We start from the raw sequence: 15,635 nt of genomic DNA on the forward strand, positions 1-15,635 counted from the left end.
CCGCGGGGTCACGACCGGACGGCGTACCGGCGCACCCGCGTCGGGCACCGGCTAGGCCGCGGAGGCCTTGCGGCGGGGGCGGGTCGTGCCCTCGTCGGTCGCCCGGCGAGCCTTGGCCGAGCGGCCCTTGGCTCCCTTCGCCGCGGGCGCCTGCGCCGCGCCGGGCTTCGTCGGCGCACCGACCGGCACGGGGTCGTGCTGGTCGAGGATCTCCGCGAGGAAGCGGCCGGTGTGGCTCGCCTCGACGCGTGCGACCTGCTCGGGCGTGCCCTGCGCCACGACCTTGCCGCCCCCCGAACCGCCCTCGGGTCCCATGTCGACGACCCAGTCGGCGCTCTTGATGACGTCGAGGTTGTGCTCGATCACGAGGACGCTGTTGCCCTTGTCGACGAGCGACTGCAGCACGCCGAGCAGCTTGCGGATGTCCTCGAAGTGCAGGCCCGTCGTCGGCTCGTCGAGCACGTAGATCGTGCGCCCGGTCGAGCGCTTCTGCAGCTCGCTCGCGAGCTTCACGCGCTGCGCCTCGCCACCCGACAGCGTCGGGGCAGGCTGCCCGAGGCGGACGTACCCGAGGCCGACCTCGACGAGCGTCTTGAGGTGCCGCGAGATCGCCGGGACGGCCGCGAAGAACTCCGACGCCTCCTCGATCGGCATGTCGAGGACGTCGGCCACGGTCTTGCCCTTGAAGTGCACCTCGAGCGTCTCGCGGTTGTATCGCGCGCCGTGGCACACCTCGCACGGCACGTAGACGTCCGGGAGGAAGTTCATCTCGATCTTCAGGGTGCCGTCGCCCGAGCACGCCTCGCAGCGGCCGCCCTTGACGTTGAACGAGAAGCGGCCCGGCGTGTACCCGCGCACCTTGGCCTCGGTGGTCTCCGCGAAGAGCTTGCGCACGTGGTCCCACACGCCGGTGTACGTCGCCGGGTTCGACCGCGGCGTGCGCCCAATCGGCCCCTGGTCGACGTGCACGACCTTGTCGAGGTGGTCCAGGCCCGTGACGCGCGTGTGCCGCCCCGCGACCTGGCGAGCGCCGTTGAGCTCGTTGGCGAGGACCGTGTAGAGGATGGAGTTCACCAGGGTCGACTTGCCGGACCCCGACACCCCGGTCACGGCGGTGAGCGTGCCGAGCGGGAAGCTCACGTCGATGCCCGTGAGGTTGTGCTCGCGCGCGCCGACGACCTTGACCTGACGGCCCGGGTCGGTCGGGCGGCGCTCGGCCGGGAGCGGGATGCTGCGACGGCCCGCGAGGTAGGCGCCCGTGACCGACTCGGGCGCCTCCAGCAGACCGGCGTAGTCGCCGGAGTGGACGACGCGCCCGCCGTGCTCGCCCGCACCCGGGCCGATGTCGACGACCCAGTCCGCGGTCCGGATGGTGTCCTCGTCGTGCTCGACGACGATGAGCGTGTTCCCGAGGTCGCGCAGGCGCGTGAGCGTCTCGATGAGGCGACGGTTGTCGCGCTGGTGCAGGCCGATGCTCGGCTCGTCGAGGACGTAGAGGACGCCCACGAGGCCGGAGCCGATCTGCGTCGCGAGCCGGATGCGCTGCGCCTCGCCGCCGGACAGCGTCGCCGCCGGGCGCTCGAGCGAGAGGTAGTCGAGACCGACGTCGAGCAGGAACCCGAGGCGCGCGTCGATCTCCTTGAGGACCTCCGTCGCGATCGCGCGCTCGCGCGCGCCCAGCTCGAGCGTCCCGAGGAACGCCGCGGCCTCGCGCAGCGGGAGACGGCACACGTCCCAGATCGACCTGCCCCCGACCTTGACCGCGAGGACCTCGGGCTTGAGGCGCGCGCCCTGGCACACGGGGCACGGGACCTCGCGCATGAAGGCCTCGTACTTCTCCTTGGACCAGTCCGACTCGGTCTCCGTGTGCCGGCGCTCGAGGAACGTGATGACGCCCTCGAACCCGGTCGAGTACTGCCGCTCGCGGCCCCAGCGGTTCTTGTACCGCACGTGCACCTGGTGGTTCTGCCCGTGCAGGACCGCCTTCTTCGCACGCTCGGGCAGCGCCCGCCACGGCGTGTCCATGGAGAACCCGAGGTCGTCCGCGAGCGCCGTGAGCACCCGCTCGAAGTACTCCGAGGAGATCTGCGCCCACGGCGCGACCGCGCCCTCGCCCAGCGACTTCTCGACGTCCGGCACCACGAGGTCGGGGTCGACCTCGAGGCGGAAGCCGATGCCGGTGCACTCGGGGCACGCGCCGTAGGGCGCGTTGAAGGAGAACGTGCGCGGCTCGATCTCGTCCAGCGCGAGCTCGTGGTCGTTGGGGCACGCGCGCTTCTCGGAGAAGCGGCGCTCGCGCGCCGGGTCGTCCACGTCGGCGTCCACGAGCTCGATGACGACGAGTCCGCCCGCCAGCCCGAGCGCGGTCTCGACCGAGTCGGTGAGCCGGCGCTGCACGCCCTCGCGTGCCACGAGGCGGTCGACGACGACCTCGATGTCGTGCTTGAGCTTCTTCTCGAGCGCCGGGACGTCGGTGAGCGTGCGCACCTCGCCGTCGACGCGGGCGCGGGCGAAGCCCTTGGTCTGCAGCTCCTTGAAGAGCTCGGAGTACTCGCCCTTGCGCCCGCGCACGACCGGCGCGAGCACCTGGTACCGCGTGCCCTCCGGCAGCTCCAGGAGGCGGTCGACGATCTGCTGCGGGGTCTGCGCGGTCACGCGCTCGCCGCACACGGGGCAGTGCTGCGTCCCGGCGCGCGAGAAGAGCAGGCGGAGGTAGTCGTAGACCTCGGTGATGGTGCCGACGGTCGAGCGCGGGTTGCGGTTCGTGGACTTCTGGTCGATCGACACCGCGGGCGACAGGCCCTCGATGAAGTCGACGTCGGGCTTGTCCATCTGCCCGAGGAACTGGCGCGCGTACGCGGACAGCGACTCGACGTAGCGGCGCTGCCCCTCCGCGAAGATGGTGTCGAACGCGAGCGACGACTTGCCCGAGCCGGAGAGTCCCGTGAAGACGATGAGCTTGTCCCGCGGGAGGTCGAGGTCGACGTTGCGGAGGTTGTGCTCGCGGGCACCGGAGATGACGAGGCGATTGCTCACCGCAGCATCGTACGACCGACCACCCACATTCGCACAGGTGTTCGACGTCACCTTCGCGCGTCCTGCGGCGAACGCTCACCGCGGCCCCACCCGCGGTCGCCGGGCGAGGCAGACTGACCGCATGACGTACACCGGACAGGTCGTCGTGGGCGGGCGCGGCGACGTGCGCCGCCTCGACGAGGTCGAGGTCCGCAAGCTCGCCGTCGGGCCGCTCGCCAACGACGTCTACCTCCTCACGTGCCGACGCACGGGCGCCCAGGTCCTCATCGACGCGGCGGACGCGCCCGACGACGTCCTCGCGCTCGTCCGCGAGGGGTCGCCGACCGCGCGCCTCGACGTCGTCGTCACGACGCACCGCCATCTGGACCACCTGCGCGCCCTCGCGTCGATCGTCGCGGTCACGGGGGCCGCGACGGCCGTCGGGGCTCCCGACGCCGACGCCGTCGCGGCGGCCGCCGGCGTGCACGTCGTGCGGCGCCTCCGCCACGGGGACGTCGTCCGTGCCGGGGACGTCGTGCTCGACGTCGTCGCGCTGCGGGGCCATACCCCGGGGTCGGTCGCGCTCGCGTACCGCGAGCCCACCGAGGTGCACGAGCCGGAGGCCGTGGCGGGCCGGGTTCACCTGTTCACGGGCGACTCGCTGTTCCCGGGCGGCGTCGGGAGCACCGGGCGCGACCCGGAGCGCTTCGAGCGGCTCCTCGCGGACGTCACGGAGCGCGTCTTCGACCGGTACGACGACGCGACATGGGTCTACCCCGGCCACGGCGCGGACACGACCCTCGGCGCCGAGCGACCGCACCTCGACGCGTGGCGCGAGCGCGGCTGGTAGCGGAACCCGGCCGCGCGGCCCGGACGCCGCGACGACGACCGAGGCGCGGACCCGACCGCGCGTCGTGGGGTCGGCCTGGTTCACTGGCGCCATGCCGATCCACGCCGTCACCTACGTCTACGCCGACCGCGCCCCCGAGCTCGACGCCCTGCGCCCGGAGCACCGCGCGTTCCTGGGCACGCTCCATGCCCGGGGCACGCTCCTGGCGTCCGGCCCGCTGCCCGCGCACGAGGGCGCGCCGGCCGGGGCCCTGCTGGTCCTGGACGGGGAGACGCCCGACGCCGTCGCCGCGGTCCTCGACGAGGACCCGTTCGGGCGTGCGGGGCTCGTCGCCGAGCGCACGGTGCGCCCGTGGGCCCCCATCATCGGCGACTGGGCCGACCGCGTCTGACGGGCACCGCCCCGGGCCCGGCGCGCGCGCCCGAGGACGCTCCGCCCTCCCCGGCGTCTCACCCGGCGGGGCCGGGTACGGGCGGGCGGGTGCGGAGCCGGCGGATCGCCTCCCACGGGTAGGGCGTCGACCGGCTCTCCCGCTGGAACGCGCGGTAGAAGTCCCCGACGACCGCCGCGACCGGAGCGTACCGGGCCAGCGCTGCCGCGACCGCCGGCGGCGCCCCTGTCACCGGGGCACCGTCGGCCCAGGAGCGCACGAGTGCCGCGCGCTCCTCGGGCCCGCACCCGAACAGCGCGACGGCCAACCAGCTCACCAGGTGCGTGACGCTGTAGCAGTCGTCGTAGTCCTGGTGCGCGGCGACGAAGTCGACCTCGTCGGGCGAGAGGTCGAAGCGGGACGAGATCGCGAGACCGAAGTCGGCGAGGTAGAGCCGCTCGCCGTCGGTCAGGACGTTCTCGAAGTGCGTGTCGAGGTGCAGCAGGCCCCGCGACCTCATGAAGGAGATCCCCGTGCTCAGCTCCTCCTCCACGAACGCGCAGGCCCGCTCGGCGGCCTCGCCACCCGCCTCGACCTGGACGCCGAGCCAGTCGTGCAGCGTCTGCGGGACGTACTCCAGGAACAGCACGATGCTCGCCGAGGACTCCTGGAGGGCCTCGATCCGGCGACGCACCGCCGTGCCGCCGCCCCAGTAGGCGACGGCGCGCTCGACGTCGGCCAGCTCGTCGGGCAGCGGCCGGCGCGCGTCGGGGAGCACCCGCCAGTGGTGCATCAGGGGAAAGCCCTCGTGGTCCCCCGCGATCACCCAGCCCGTCGTCATGACGTGCGCGGCCAGCTCGCGCCAGGCGCCGAAGCCCGCGGAGCCGATCACGCCGACGCCGTAGTGGCAGAAGGTCGGGAGGTCGAACAGGTTCGCCGTGGAACGGACGTCGTCCGGCTGCCGCTCGAGGTCGGTCAGACGCACGCGCTTGACGAACACGGGCGTGCCGTCGACGTCGAGCAGCGCCGTCTCCCCGCCGATGCCGGCACCGACCCGCGGGGCGGCGTCCACGAGCTCGCGCAGCTCGCTGTCGCTGCGCAGCGACAGCGCGGTGGCGACCGCTGCGTGCGCGGCCAGGCGGGAGGCGCGGGACGCGCCGGACCGTCCGGGCACCGTCGCGTCCCGCGGCTCGCCGGGCACGCTACCGCCCGACGCCGTCCTGCGGACCGGTGCCCCACGGCGGCGTCTCGGCGGCCGGCGCGACCTCCTCCGTCGACGCGTCGGCCGGCGACTCGGCCGCGTCCTCGACGGGACCGGCGACGCCGCGCTCGGGGGCCGCGGCGGACGAGCCGTCCTGGGTATGCAACGCCCGCGTGCGCAGCAGGCTCGCGACGGTAGTGACGGCGAGCGCACCGATGATCACCACGAGCGACAGCCAGATCGGGACCGTCGGGACGGCGTCGAGGTGCTCGCCGCCGTTGATGAACGGCAGCGTGTTCTCGTGCAGCGCCTCGAGGATCAGCTTCACGCCGATGAACCCGAGGATCACCGCGAGACCGATCGGCAGGTAGACCAGCCGCTCGAGCAGGCCGCCCAGGAGGAAGTAGAGCTGGCGCAGCCCCATGAGCGCGAAGACGTTCGTCGTGAAGACGATGAACGGGTCCTGGGTGAGCCCGAAGATCGCAGGGATCGAGTCGAACGCGAAGAGCAGGTCGGTGCTGCCGATCGCGAGGAACACGATGACGAGCGGCGTGAAGACCCGCTTGCCGTCCTCGACCGTGCGCAGCCGGCCGCCGTCGTACTGCGTGCCCAGCGGCAGGACCCGCCGGAGCGCCCGCACCGCGCGGTTCTCGTGGTACTCCTCGGGCTCGTCCCCGCCGGCCACGAGCTTGACGGCCGTGTAGATGAGGAAGGCGCCGAACAGGTAGAACACCCACACGAACTGGGCGATGATCGCCGCGCCCGCGAGGATGAACGCCCCGCGCAGGACGAGCGCGACGATGATGCCGACCATCAGCACGCGCTGCTGCTGGTCCCGCGGGACCGCGAACCTCGCCATGATGATGACGAACACGAAGAGGTTGTCCACGGAAAGGCTGTACTCCGTGAGCCACCCCGCGTAGAACTCCCCGGCCGGTGCCGCCCCGCCCACCGCGCCGACGATCGCCCCGAACACGAGGGCGAGCGCGACGTAGAAGCCGACCCACAGCGCGCTCTCGCGCATCGAGGGGACGTGCGGGCGGCGCCCCACGACGAACAGGTCGACGAGGAGCAGCACCGCGAGCGCCGACAGCGACGCCCACTCGAACCAGACGGGAAGCTCGTGAACCATCAGCGTGAGCCCTCCGAGCTCTCGACGGAGCGCCGACGGTCGGCGCGGTCCTTGGCGAGGCTCGCGACCGTGGTGATCGTGAGCACGACGACGATGAACCCGAGCGACAGCGCCGTCGAGATCTCCGGGACGGCGGTGACATGCTCACCGCCGTTGATGAACGGCACCTCGTTCTTGTGCAGCGCGTGGATGAGCAGCTTGACGCCGATGAAGCCGAGGATCGCCGCGAGGCCGTACGCGAGGTAGACGAGGCGGTCGAGGAGGCCGTCGATGAGGAAGTAGAGCTGGCGCAGGCCGAGCAGGGAGAACGCGTTGGCGGCGAACACGAGGAAGGTCTCCTGCGTGAGGCCGAAGATCGCGGGGATCGAGTCGACCGCGAAGAGCAGGTCCGCGCTGCCGATCGCGATCATCACGATGAGCATCGGGGTGATGTAGCGCTTCCCGTCGATCTTCGTCGTCATCTTGTCCTCGACGTACGTCTCCGTCGTCGGGAACAGGCGGCGGGTCAGCTTCAGCGCGCCGTTCTCGTGGAACTCCTCGTCGTGGCCCGAGCCCGCCTTGACCTGCGTCCACGCGGTGTAGAGCAGGAACGCGCCGAAGACGTAGAAGACCCAGCTGAAGTTCTCGATGAGGGCCGCGCCGAGGAAGATGAAGATCGTCCGCAGGACCAGCGCGATCGTGATGCCGATGAGCAGCACCTTCTGCTGGTAGAGCCGCGGGACGCGGAAGCTCGTCATGATGAGGACGAACACGAAGAGGTTGTCGACCGACAGGCTCTTCTCGGTGATGTAGCCGGCGAAGTACTCCCCGCCGTACGTCGAGCCCCAGACGGCCCAGACGATGCCGCCGAAGGCCACCGCGACGGCGACGTAGCCCGCGGACCACCAGGTGGCCTCGCGCAGGCTCGGGGCGTGGGGCGTGCGCACGTGCCCGACGTAGTCGACGGCGAGCATCGCGAGGATCACGCCGACGGTGACGAGCCAGACCCAGACGGGCACATCCATGAAGATTCCTCCGGTACGTGGGGAGCACTGTGTACCGAAGGTCTCTTCCGCCACGCACCGCCACCCGCACCCGCACGAGACGCGGGCTGGTGGTTGCGGGACCGGTGACACCGGGCCGACGACTGCGCCGGCCGTGATGACGACATCACCGCGGAGGAATACTCCCCTTCAACGAGGAGCCAGCATAGGCCATCGCTCCTCCTGACGTGACAACACCACGCCACCGCGGACTGTTCCTCGGGCGCGCGTGAGCGGTGCGTCGGGGGGCCGGGACGGACGCCGCTCAGGCGGTCGCGGCCTGCATCTGCCGCAGCTCCTTCTTGAGCCCCGAGATCTCGTCGCGCAGCCGGGCGGCGAGCTCGAACTGCAGCTCGCCCGCGGCCGCGTGCATCTGGTCGCTCAGCTCCTGGATGAGCTCGGCGAGGTCGCTCGCCGCCGCGCCGGCGAGCCGGTTGCCCGACGACGCACCCTCCTTGGGCCCGCCCGGCACCGGCGCCTTGCCCTTCGCGCCCTTGCCCGGCTGCCGGTACCCGCCCGCCAGCAGCTCGGCCGTGTCGACGTCCTCGCGCGCGAGCATGTCCGTCACGTCGGAGATCCGCTTGCGCAGCGGGGTCGGGTCGACCCCGTGCTCCGTGTTGTACGCGATCTGCCGCTCGCGACGACGCTCGGTCTCCTCGATCGCCGCGGCCATCGCCGGCGTGATCTTGTCCGCGTACATGTGCACCTGGCCCGAGACGTTGCGGGCCGCGCGACCGATCGTCTGGATGAGCGACTTGGGCGACCGCAGGAAACCCTCCTTGTCGGCGTCGAGGATCGCGACGAGCGACACCTCGGGCAGGTCGAGGCCCTCGCGCAGGAGGTTGATCCCGACGAGGACGTCGTACTCGCCGAGGCGCAGCTCGCGCAGCAGCTCGACGCGCCGCAGCGTGTCGACCTCGGAGTGCAGGTACCGCACCCGCACGTCCTTCTCGAGCAGGTAGTCGGTGAGGTCCTCCGCCATCTTCTTGGTGAGCGTCGTGACGAGGACCCGCTCGTTCCGCTCGACGCGCTCGCGGATCTCGTGCAGCAGGTCGTCGATCTGCCCCGTGGTGGGCTTGACGAGCACCTCGGGGTCGACGAGGCCCGTCGGGCGGATGATCTGCTCGACGACGCCGTCCGCCATCGAGAGCTCGTAGTCGCCGGGGGTCGCCGACAGGTACACGGTCTGGCCGATCCGCTCGACGAACTCCTCCCAGCGCAGGGGCCGGTTGTCCATCGCGCTCGGCAGGCGGAACCCGTGGTCGACGAGGCTGCGCTTGCGCGACATGTCGCCCTCGAACATCGCGCCGATCTGCGGCACGGTCACGTGCGACTCGTCGATGACCAGGAGGAAGTCCTCTGGGAAGTAGTCGAGCAGCGTGTTCGGCGCCGACCCCGCCTCGCGGCCGTCGATGTGCCGCGAGTAGTTCTCGATCCCGGACGCGGTGCCGATCTGGCGCATCATCTCGATGTCGTACGTGGTGCGCATGCGCAGCCGCTGTGCCTCGAGCAGCTTGTTCTGCCGCTCGAGCTCGTCGAGCCGATCGGCGAGCTCGGCCTCGATCGAGGAAATCGCGCGCTCCATGCGCTCCGGCCCCGCGACGTAGTGCGTCGCCGGGAACACGTGGATGCTCGGCTCGGACCGGATCACGTCGCCCGTGAGCGGGTGCAGGGTCTGGATGCTCTCGATCTCGTCGCCGAAGAACTCGATGCGGACCGCGAGCTCCTCGTACACCGGGATGATCTCGACCGTGTCCCCGCGCACGCGGAACGTGCCGCGCGTGAACGCCATGTCGTTGCGCGTGTACTGCATGGTCACGAACTGCCGCAGCAGGTCGTCGCGCTCGACCTGCATGCCGACGTCGAGCCGGACCATGCGGTCGACGTACTCCTGCGGCGTGCCGAGACCGTAGATGCACGACACGGAGGCGACCACGACGACGTCCCGCCGGGTGAGCAGCGAGCTGGTCGCGGAGTGCCGCAGCCGCTCCACCTCGTCGTTGATGGACGAGTCCTTCTCGATGTAGGTGTCCGTCTGCGCGATGTACGCCTCGGGCTGGTAGTAGTCGTAGTAGGAGACGAAGTACTCGACCGCGTTGTTCGGCAGCAGCTCGCGGAACTCCGTGGCGAGCTGCGCGGCAAGCGTCTTGTTGGGGGCCATGACGAGCGTCGGGCGCTGCAGCTCCTCGATGAGCCACGCCGTCGTGGCCGACTTGCCGGTGCCGGTAGCACCGAGGAGCACGACGTCCTTCTCCCCCGCACGGATGCGCTGGGAGAGGTCCGCGATCGCCGTGGGCTGGTCGCCCGACGGCTGGTACTCGGAGATGACCTCGAACGGGGTGGTCGCACGCTGGAGATCGGTCACGGGACGCATGCCTCCACGGTACGTCGACCCACCCACACGGACCCCTCCGTGCGCGGTCGGCGCCCCCTGGAGGAGTCGTTCCGGGAAATCACCCCGACGTAATTTGGAAGGTGTCATTCGCAACCTCTAGGGTCGCCTCGACCCTGCCGCGCTCCCCGACGCCCGTGGAGCAGCACGACACCACGGATCACGGGCGACGGAGTCCGTCCGCAGTAAGTCAGCGCCGCTAGCGAACCCTCGACCTGGAGCCGACACCATGCGCCTTCACCCCGCGCGCCCCCGCGGAATCCCCCTGCTCGCACTCACCGCCCTCGCCCTGACGACCGTCGGCCTCGCCGCGCCGGCGACCGCCGCGCCGCTGGCCACCACGCCGGAGGTCACCGCCGACGACGTCTGCACCGCGGATCCGTCCACGCGACCGGTCGACGTCTACGAGCTCACCGCCGTGGAGGACGCGGGCGTCGGCATCTGGGCGGGCGGCGGGCTCACCGTCACGACCGCGACCGAGCTCGAGGGTCGCGTCGTCGTGGGCGGGGACGCCGACCTCTCCGGGGCCGGGAGCCTCAACGTCGGGACCGCAGGGGGCGGCGGCTCGGCGATCACCCCGGCCGGCGGGACCGACATGCTCGTCGTCGGCGGCGACCTCGCGACCGCGACGAACACCCAGGTCGGCTTCCACGCCTCGAGCGGGGGCAACGTCGTCGTCGGCGGGAAGATCACCGGCGCGACCCCGAGCACCGAGAGCCGCAACGCGCCCGGCCGTCCGGGCACGGTCACGCAGGGCGTCGGCCGCGACGCCGCGCTGCGTCCCTACGTCGCGCTCCCCGGGCTCGTCACGGGCCTCGCGGCCGACGCCGCCGACGGCGCCGTCGCCGCCGCGCCCGAGGCCGGGGTGCTGACGGTCGAGGCCGGGGCGCGGTACACGCTCACGGCCGACCAGGCCTCCACCCTGACCACGCTGTACGTCACCGGGACCGGTCCGGTGCTCCTCACCGTCACCGGCGCCTCCGTGGACGTGTCGCGGCTGGAGCACGTCGAGTACGGCGGCGTGCGCGTCTACCAGGCCGCGCAGCACCTGTCGGCGCACTTCCTGTGGAGCTTCCCGGACGCGACCCGGGTGACGCTCGGCACGAACGACCAGTTCCCCGGGACCGTCGTCGTCCCGCGCACGGACGCGACCCTCACCGTCGCGACCTCGACCAACGGGCGCATCCTGTCGAACGGCGCCGTCTCCTACACCGGTGGCGCCGGGATCGAGCACCACAACTACCCGTTCGCCGGCCCGTGCGAGTCGACGCCGTTCGTCGAGGAGCCCAAGCCCGAGCCGTCGCCGGAGGGCCCGAACCCGGGCGAGGGCGTGACCACGCCGCCGACGACCGAGGAGACCCCGTCCACGGAGGAGCCGGGCGAGCCCACGGTGGAGGCGACCCCGGCCGCCGAGACCCCGGCGGCCAGCCCTGACGCGACCCCTGCGTCCGCCGAGGGCGACGACACGCCCGAGAGCGGCCTCGCCACGACGGGCACGTCGGTCGTCGTGCTGGGCGTGGTGGCCGCGCTGCTGCTCGCCGGGGGCGCGACGATCCTCGTCGTGGCACGTCGACGCGCGACGAGCTGACGCCTCGACCACGAGCACCGAGGGCCCGGCAGGCGAGACCTGCCGGGCCCTCGGCGTCCCGGCTCCGGCTCAGCTCTCCGCGCCGGCCGCGAGGGCCGGCTCGGGGGTGCCGAGGAGCGCGTGCCGCACGACCGCGGCCACCGCGGCGACCTGGTCCTCGACCGGGACCACGTCGGCGTCGGGGACGTGGACGAACCCGGCACGCCGCCCCGGCCCGGCGCCCCAGTGGTGCATGAGCGCGTAGAAGACGTCGTTGCACACGTAGGTCCCGGCGGTGCTCGACACCCCTGCAGGGACACCCGCCGTGCGGATCGCCGCGAGAGACGCCTTGAGCGGGAGCGTCGACCAGTACCCGACGGGCGCACCGGTGACGACGGGGACGTCGACGGGCTGCGCGCCTGCGTTGTCGGCGATCCGTGCGTCGCGCACGTTCACGGCAACCCGTTCGAGGCGGACGCCCGGCGCACTGCTCGCGAGGCCGAGCGCCACGACCACGTCGGGGTCGTGCTCGCGGATCGCGGCGTCGAGCACCGGCCACGCCCCCGCGAAGGTCACGGGGAGCCGGACGGCGACCACCCGATCGCCCACGAGCTCCTCCCCGCGCTCAGCGAGCCGCGAGGCGGTCTCCCACGACGGGTTCGCGACGGCGCCGTCGAACGGCTCGAACCCGCTGACGAGGACGGTCACGCCTCGTGCTCCTCGATCTCGGCCTGGACCTCGGCGTCGACCTCGGCACGCACCCGTGCCCAGAGCTCGTCGACCTGCTCCCGCAGCGCCTCGGGCGAGCCGGAACCGTCGAGGGTCACGTCCGCCGCGGCGAGGCGCGACGCGTCGTCGGCCTGGGCGGCGAGGCGGGCGCGGGCCTCGTCCTCGCTCAGCCCGCGACCCTCGACCATCCGGCCCACCCGGACGTCCGCGGGCGTGTGCACGACCACGACGCAGTGGAACCGCGCGGGGTCGCCCGTCTCGACGAGCAGCGGGATGTCGTGCACGACGACGGCCCGGGGGTCGGCCGCGCCGGCGGCGGCCTCGCGCTCGGCCGCGAGCCGGCGCACCTCCGGGTGGACGATCGCGTTGAGGCGCTCGCGCGCTGCGGCGTCGCCGAACACGACCCGGCCGAGCGCGGTCCGGTCGAGCGCGCCGCCACCGTCGAGGACGCCCGGCCCGAACGCCTCGACGACCTGGTCGAGGCCGACCGTCCCCGGCGCGACCGCGTCCCGGGAGAGCGCGTCGTAGTCCACGACGACGGCGCCGAGCTCGGCGAAGCGTGCGAGCGCGACGGACTTCCCCGCCGCGATTCCTCCGGTCAGGCCGATGCGAAACATGCGCCCCATCCTGCCAGCCGGTGGGCGACCTCGCGCCGGGACGGTCGACCTTCGCGCCGCGGCTCAGTCGTGCGCGCCCGTGCCACCTCTCGGCCGGTCGCCGGCGTGCGCACCGTCCGGCCGCTCCCCCGCGACGGCGCGCAGGAGCCGCAGGAGCTCGGCGCGCTCCGCGGGGTCGAGGCGCGCGAGGAGCGTGCCGGCGCTCGACGAGCGCTCCGCTCCTACCTGCGCGACGACCTCCCGCCCCCGCGGGGTGAGCGCGACGAGCGTCGCCCTCCGGTCGTGCGGGTCTGGGGTGCGCCGGACGAGCCCGGCCCGCTCGGCGTCGTCGACCTTGGACGTCACCGAGCGGGGCGCGACGTCCAGCGCCGACGCGACCGCGCCGAGCCGGCAGGGCTCGTCGCAGCGGGCGAGGAAGCGCAGCATCCGGTACTGGCCGGGGGTCGTCCCTGCCGGCTCGGCACGCTCGCTCGCCTCGCGCCGCACGCTCCGGAGCGCCGCGTGCAGGAGCGAGAGGAACTCGCCCGCCTCGTCCGTGGAGGTCAGGCCGCCCTCCGCGCCCCGCGCGGGGCGCGCGCTCGCATCGCTCGTCACGAGGCCGAGCGTACCGGGCGCGCGAGGTCTTGTGGAGTTTGCTCATTGTGAGTTAGACTCACTATCGCTCTCGCGCGAGCGGTCCTCGCGTCCGCCCCCAGCCGGCCGCGCTCGCCGGCCGCCACACCGCCGCAGACGACCGCGCCCCTCCCCCACCCAGGAGGCCCCATGTCTTTCACCTCACCCCTTCCCGGCTCCGGCGGCGGGCGCGGCATGCGCTCGTTCCGCCAGGACTCCTCCGTCGCGTCCCGTCGGCTGCACCGCGGCACGATCCGACGCGTCCTCACGTTCGCCCGGCCCTACCGGCGCCAGCTCGCGGCGTTCCTCGTGCTCATCTCGGTCGACGCCGCCGCGGGCGCGGCCACGCCGCTGCTGTTCCAGCGCATCATCGACGACGGCATCACGGCGGGCGACGTCGGCGTCGTCGTCGCGCTCTCCGCCGTCGCCGCCGGGCTGGCGGTGCTCTCGGGCGCGCTCGGCGTCGCCCAGCGGTGGTTCTCCTCGCGCATCGGCGAGGGCCTCATCGTCGACCTGCGCACCGCCGTCTTCGACCACGTGCAGCGCATGCCGCTCGCCTTCTTCAGCCGCACCCGGACCGGGGCGCTCGTCCAGCGGCTCAACGGCGACGTCCTCGGCGCCCAGCAGGCGTTCACGTCGACGCTCTCGAACGTCTTCTCGAACCTCCTCACCGTCGTGTTCGTCCTCGCCGCCATGCTCTCCATGTCCTGGCAGCTCACGCTCCTCGCCCTGACCCTGCTGCCCGCGTTCGTGCTGCCGGCCCGCTGGGTCGGCAAGCGCCTCGCCGCGATCACGCGCGAGAGCTACGAGCTCAACGCGGAGGCTGCGCAGACCATGAACGAACGGTTCAACGTCGCGGGCGCCCACCTCGTCAAGGTCTTCGGCGACCCCGCCCGCGAGTCGTCCCGGTTCGCCGACCAGGCGAGCCGCGTGCGCGACATCGGCGTGAAGCAGGCCATGTACGGCACGGTCTTCCGCGTCGGCCTCACCGTCGTCGCCTCCGTCGCCGTCGCGATCGTCTACGGGCTCGGCGGCGTCATGGCGATCTCGGGCTCGCTGACGGTCGGCACCGTCGTCGCGCTCACCGCCTACCTCGGGCGCCTCTACGGCCCCCTGACGGCCATGTCCAACGTCCAGGTGGACGTCATGACCGCGCTCGTCAGCTTCGAGCGCGTGCTCGAGGTGCTCGACCTCGAGCCCACCGTCACCGACGCGCCCGACGCCGACGACCTCGCCGACGACATCGAGCGGCACGGCGCGAGCCTCGAGCTCGACGGGGTGACGTTCCGCTACCCCAGCGCCTCGGAGGTCTCCCTCGCCTCGCTCGAGTCCGTCGCCGTCGAGGGGACCGACCCCACGACCGACACCCTGCGCGACGTCACCTTCGCGGTCCCCGCGGGGGCGATGGTCGCGCTCGTGGGCTCGTCCGGCGCGGGCAAGACGACCGTGTCACAGCTCGTCACCCGCATGTACGACCCGACCTCCGGGCACGTGCGGATCGCCGGGCGCGACCTGCGGGACGTCACGCAGGAGAGCCTCCACGACGCCGTCGGCGTGGTCACGCAGGAGGCGCACCTCTTCCACGACTCGATCGCCGAGAACCTCCGGTACGCCAAGCCCGACGCGACCGACGCCGAGCTCGAGGCCGCGCTGCGGCGCGCGCACGTGTGGGACGTCGTTGCCGCGCTGCCGTCGGGGCTCGACACCGTCGTCGGCGACCGGGGATACCGCATGTCCGGCGGAGAGCGCCAGCGCCTCGCCATCGCGCGCGTCTTCCTCAAGGCGCCGCAGCTCGTCGTCCTCGACGAGGCGACGGCCCACCTCGACTCCGGTTCCGAGGCCGCCGTCCAGGCCGCTCTCGCCGAGGCGCTGCGCGGGCGCACGTCGCTCGTCATCGCGCACCGGCTCTCCACGGTGCGCGAGGCGGACCTCATCGTCGTCCTCGACGCGGGGCACGTGGTCGAGACGGGCACGCACACCGAGCTGCTCGCCCGCGACGGGCGCTACGCCGAGCTCTACCGGACGCAGTTCGCGGACAGGCCCACGCCGTCGGACCTCGACCCGACCACCGCGCCGGCCGAGCCGGTGACCGCCACGGCCTGACGGCCCGGATCGCCCACCAGGCGAT

At 72.7% G+C, this 15,635-nt stretch carries 12 protein-coding genes; 4 read left to right on the forward strand and 8 right to left on the reverse strand.

Translation table 11 applies throughout. The features are described 5' to 3' along the window. Positions 1-51 precede the first annotated feature (51 nt). The gene (gene uvrA, locus ACFC2L_RS08125; protein ID WP_375823753.1) at positions 52-3,036 is read right to left on the reverse strand and encodes an excinuclease ABC subunit UvrA; all 2,985 of its coding nucleotides are present in this window, start codon (positions 3,034-3,036) and stop codon (positions 52-54) included. 121 nt (positions 3,037-3,157) lie between these two features. On the opposite strand from uvrA, the gene ACFC2L_RS08130 reads away from it, so the two are divergent. Both ACFC2L_RS08130 and ACFC2L_RS08135 read left to right on the forward strand, forming a co-directional pair. Beyond that, positions 3,158-3,865: an MBL fold metallo-hydrolase gene (locus tag ACFC2L_RS08130; RefSeq protein ID WP_375823754.1), complete on the forward strand. Its 708-nt coding sequence runs from the start codon at positions 3,158-3,160 to the stop codon at positions 3,863-3,865. A 91-nt stretch (positions 3,866-3,956) separates the two neighbouring features. Then, a complete protein-coding gene (locus tag ACFC2L_RS08135) occupies positions 3,957-4,256 on the forward strand; it encodes a YciI family protein (protein ID WP_375823755.1) in 300 nt (99 codons plus the stop codon). A gap of 58 nt (positions 4,257-4,314) precedes the next feature. Here ACFC2L_RS08135 and ACFC2L_RS08140 read toward each other — a convergent pair whose 3' ends face one another. The 4 genes from ACFC2L_RS08140 to uvrB all read right to left on the reverse strand — a co-directional run bounded on the left by ACFC2L_RS08140 (position 4,315) and on the right by uvrB (position 9,964). Next, positions 4,315-5,436: a protein kinase family protein gene (locus ACFC2L_RS08140; protein WP_375823756.1), complete on the reverse strand. Its 1,122-nt coding sequence runs from the start codon at positions 5,434-5,436 to the stop codon at positions 4,315-4,317. 1 nt (position 5,437) lies between these two features. Beyond that, a complete protein-coding gene (locus tag ACFC2L_RS08145) occupies positions 5,438-6,568 on the reverse strand; it encodes a TerC family protein (protein WP_375823757.1) in 1,131 nt (376 codons plus the stop codon). Next, the gene (locus ACFC2L_RS08150; protein WP_375823758.1) at positions 6,568-7,572 is read right to left on the reverse strand and encodes a TerC family protein; all 1,005 of its coding nucleotides are present in this window, start codon (positions 7,570-7,572) and stop codon (positions 6,568-6,570) included. The genes ACFC2L_RS08145 and ACFC2L_RS08150 overlap by 1 nt, the downstream gene beginning before the upstream one ends. Positions 7,573-7,855: 283 nt before the next feature. Beyond that, positions 7,856-9,964 carry an excinuclease ABC subunit UvrB gene (gene uvrB, locus ACFC2L_RS08155; protein ID WP_375823759.1) on the reverse strand — a complete coding sequence of 703 codons (2,109 nt, stop codon included), beginning with the start codon at positions 9,962-9,964 and terminating at the stop codon, positions 7,856-7,858. A 247-nt stretch (positions 9,965-10,211) separates the two neighbouring features. On the opposite strand from uvrB, the gene ACFC2L_RS08160 reads away from it, so the two are divergent. Further along, entirely contained in the window at positions 10,212-11,570 is a 1,359-nt protein-coding gene (locus ACFC2L_RS08160) for a choice-of-anchor A family protein (RefSeq protein ID WP_375823760.1), read from the forward strand. Between the two features lie 69 nt (positions 11,571-11,639). Here ACFC2L_RS08160 and ACFC2L_RS08165 read toward each other — a convergent pair whose 3' ends face one another. The 3 genes from ACFC2L_RS08165 to ACFC2L_RS08175 form a co-directional block, all read right to left on the reverse strand. Continuing rightward, positions 11,640-12,257: a pyroglutamyl-peptidase I gene (locus tag ACFC2L_RS08165; protein WP_375823761.1), complete on the reverse strand. Its 618-nt coding sequence runs from the start codon at positions 12,255-12,257 to the stop codon at positions 11,640-11,642. Continuing rightward, complete coding sequence (coaE, locus tag ACFC2L_RS08170; RefSeq protein ID WP_375823762.1) at positions 12,254-12,895, reverse strand: dephospho-CoA kinase; 642 nt, start codon at positions 12,893-12,895, stop codon at positions 12,254-12,256. The genes ACFC2L_RS08165 and coaE overlap by 4 nt, the downstream gene beginning before the upstream one ends. 63 nt (positions 12,896-12,958) lie before the next feature. Continuing rightward, positions 12,959-13,489 (reverse strand): MarR family winged helix-turn-helix transcriptional regulator, encoded by a 531-nt coding sequence (locus tag ACFC2L_RS08175; RefSeq protein ID WP_375823763.1) that lies wholly within the window; start codon positions 13,487-13,489, stop codon positions 12,959-12,961. 168 nt (positions 13,490-13,657) lie between these two features. On the opposite strand from ACFC2L_RS08175, the gene ACFC2L_RS08180 reads away from it, so the two are divergent. Beyond that, positions 13,658-15,610 (forward strand): ABC transporter ATP-binding protein, encoded by a 1,953-nt coding sequence (locus ACFC2L_RS08180; RefSeq protein WP_375823764.1) that lies wholly within the window; start codon positions 13,658-13,660, stop codon positions 15,608-15,610. Positions 15,611-15,635: the final 25 nt, after the last annotated feature.

Origin of the sequence: Cellulosimicrobium sp. NPDC055967 (assembly GCF_042269845.1) — a bacterium.
GTDB lineage: Bacteria > Actinomycetota > Actinomycetes > Actinomycetales > Cellulomonadaceae > Cellulosimicrobium.

Excerpts from the sequence above, each read along its gene's own strand:
- ACFC2L_RS08130 (WP_375823754.1), top strand. The coding sequence starts at position 3,158 with ATGACGTACACCGGACAGGTCGTCGTGGGCGGGCGCGGCGACGTGCGC.
- ACFC2L_RS08135 (WP_375823755.1), top strand. The coding sequence starts at position 3,957 with ATGCCGATCCACGCCGTCACCTACGTCTACGCCGACCGCGCCCCCGAG.
- ACFC2L_RS08145 (WP_375823757.1), bottom strand. The coding sequence starts at position 6,568 with ATGGTTCACGAGCTTCCCGTCTGGTTCGAGTGGGCGTCGCTGTCGGCG.
- ACFC2L_RS08150 (WP_375823758.1), bottom strand. The coding sequence starts at position 7,572 with ATGGATGTGCCCGTCTGGGTCTGGCTCGTCACCGTCGGCGTGATCCTC.
- uvrB (WP_375823759.1), bottom strand. The coding sequence starts at position 9,964 with ATGCGTCCCGTGACCGATCTCCAGCGTGCGACCACCCCGTTCGAGGTC.
- ACFC2L_RS08160 (WP_375823760.1), top strand. The coding sequence starts at position 10,212 with ATGCGCCTTCACCCCGCGCGCCCCCGCGGAATCCCCCTGCTCGCACTC.
- coaE (WP_375823762.1), bottom strand. The coding sequence starts at position 12,895 with ATGTTTCGCATCGGCCTGACCGGAGGAATCGCGGCGGGGAAGTCCGTC.
- ACFC2L_RS08180 (WP_375823764.1), top strand. The coding sequence starts at position 13,658 with ATGTCTTTCACCTCACCCCTTCCCGGCTCCGGCGGCGGGCGCGGCATG.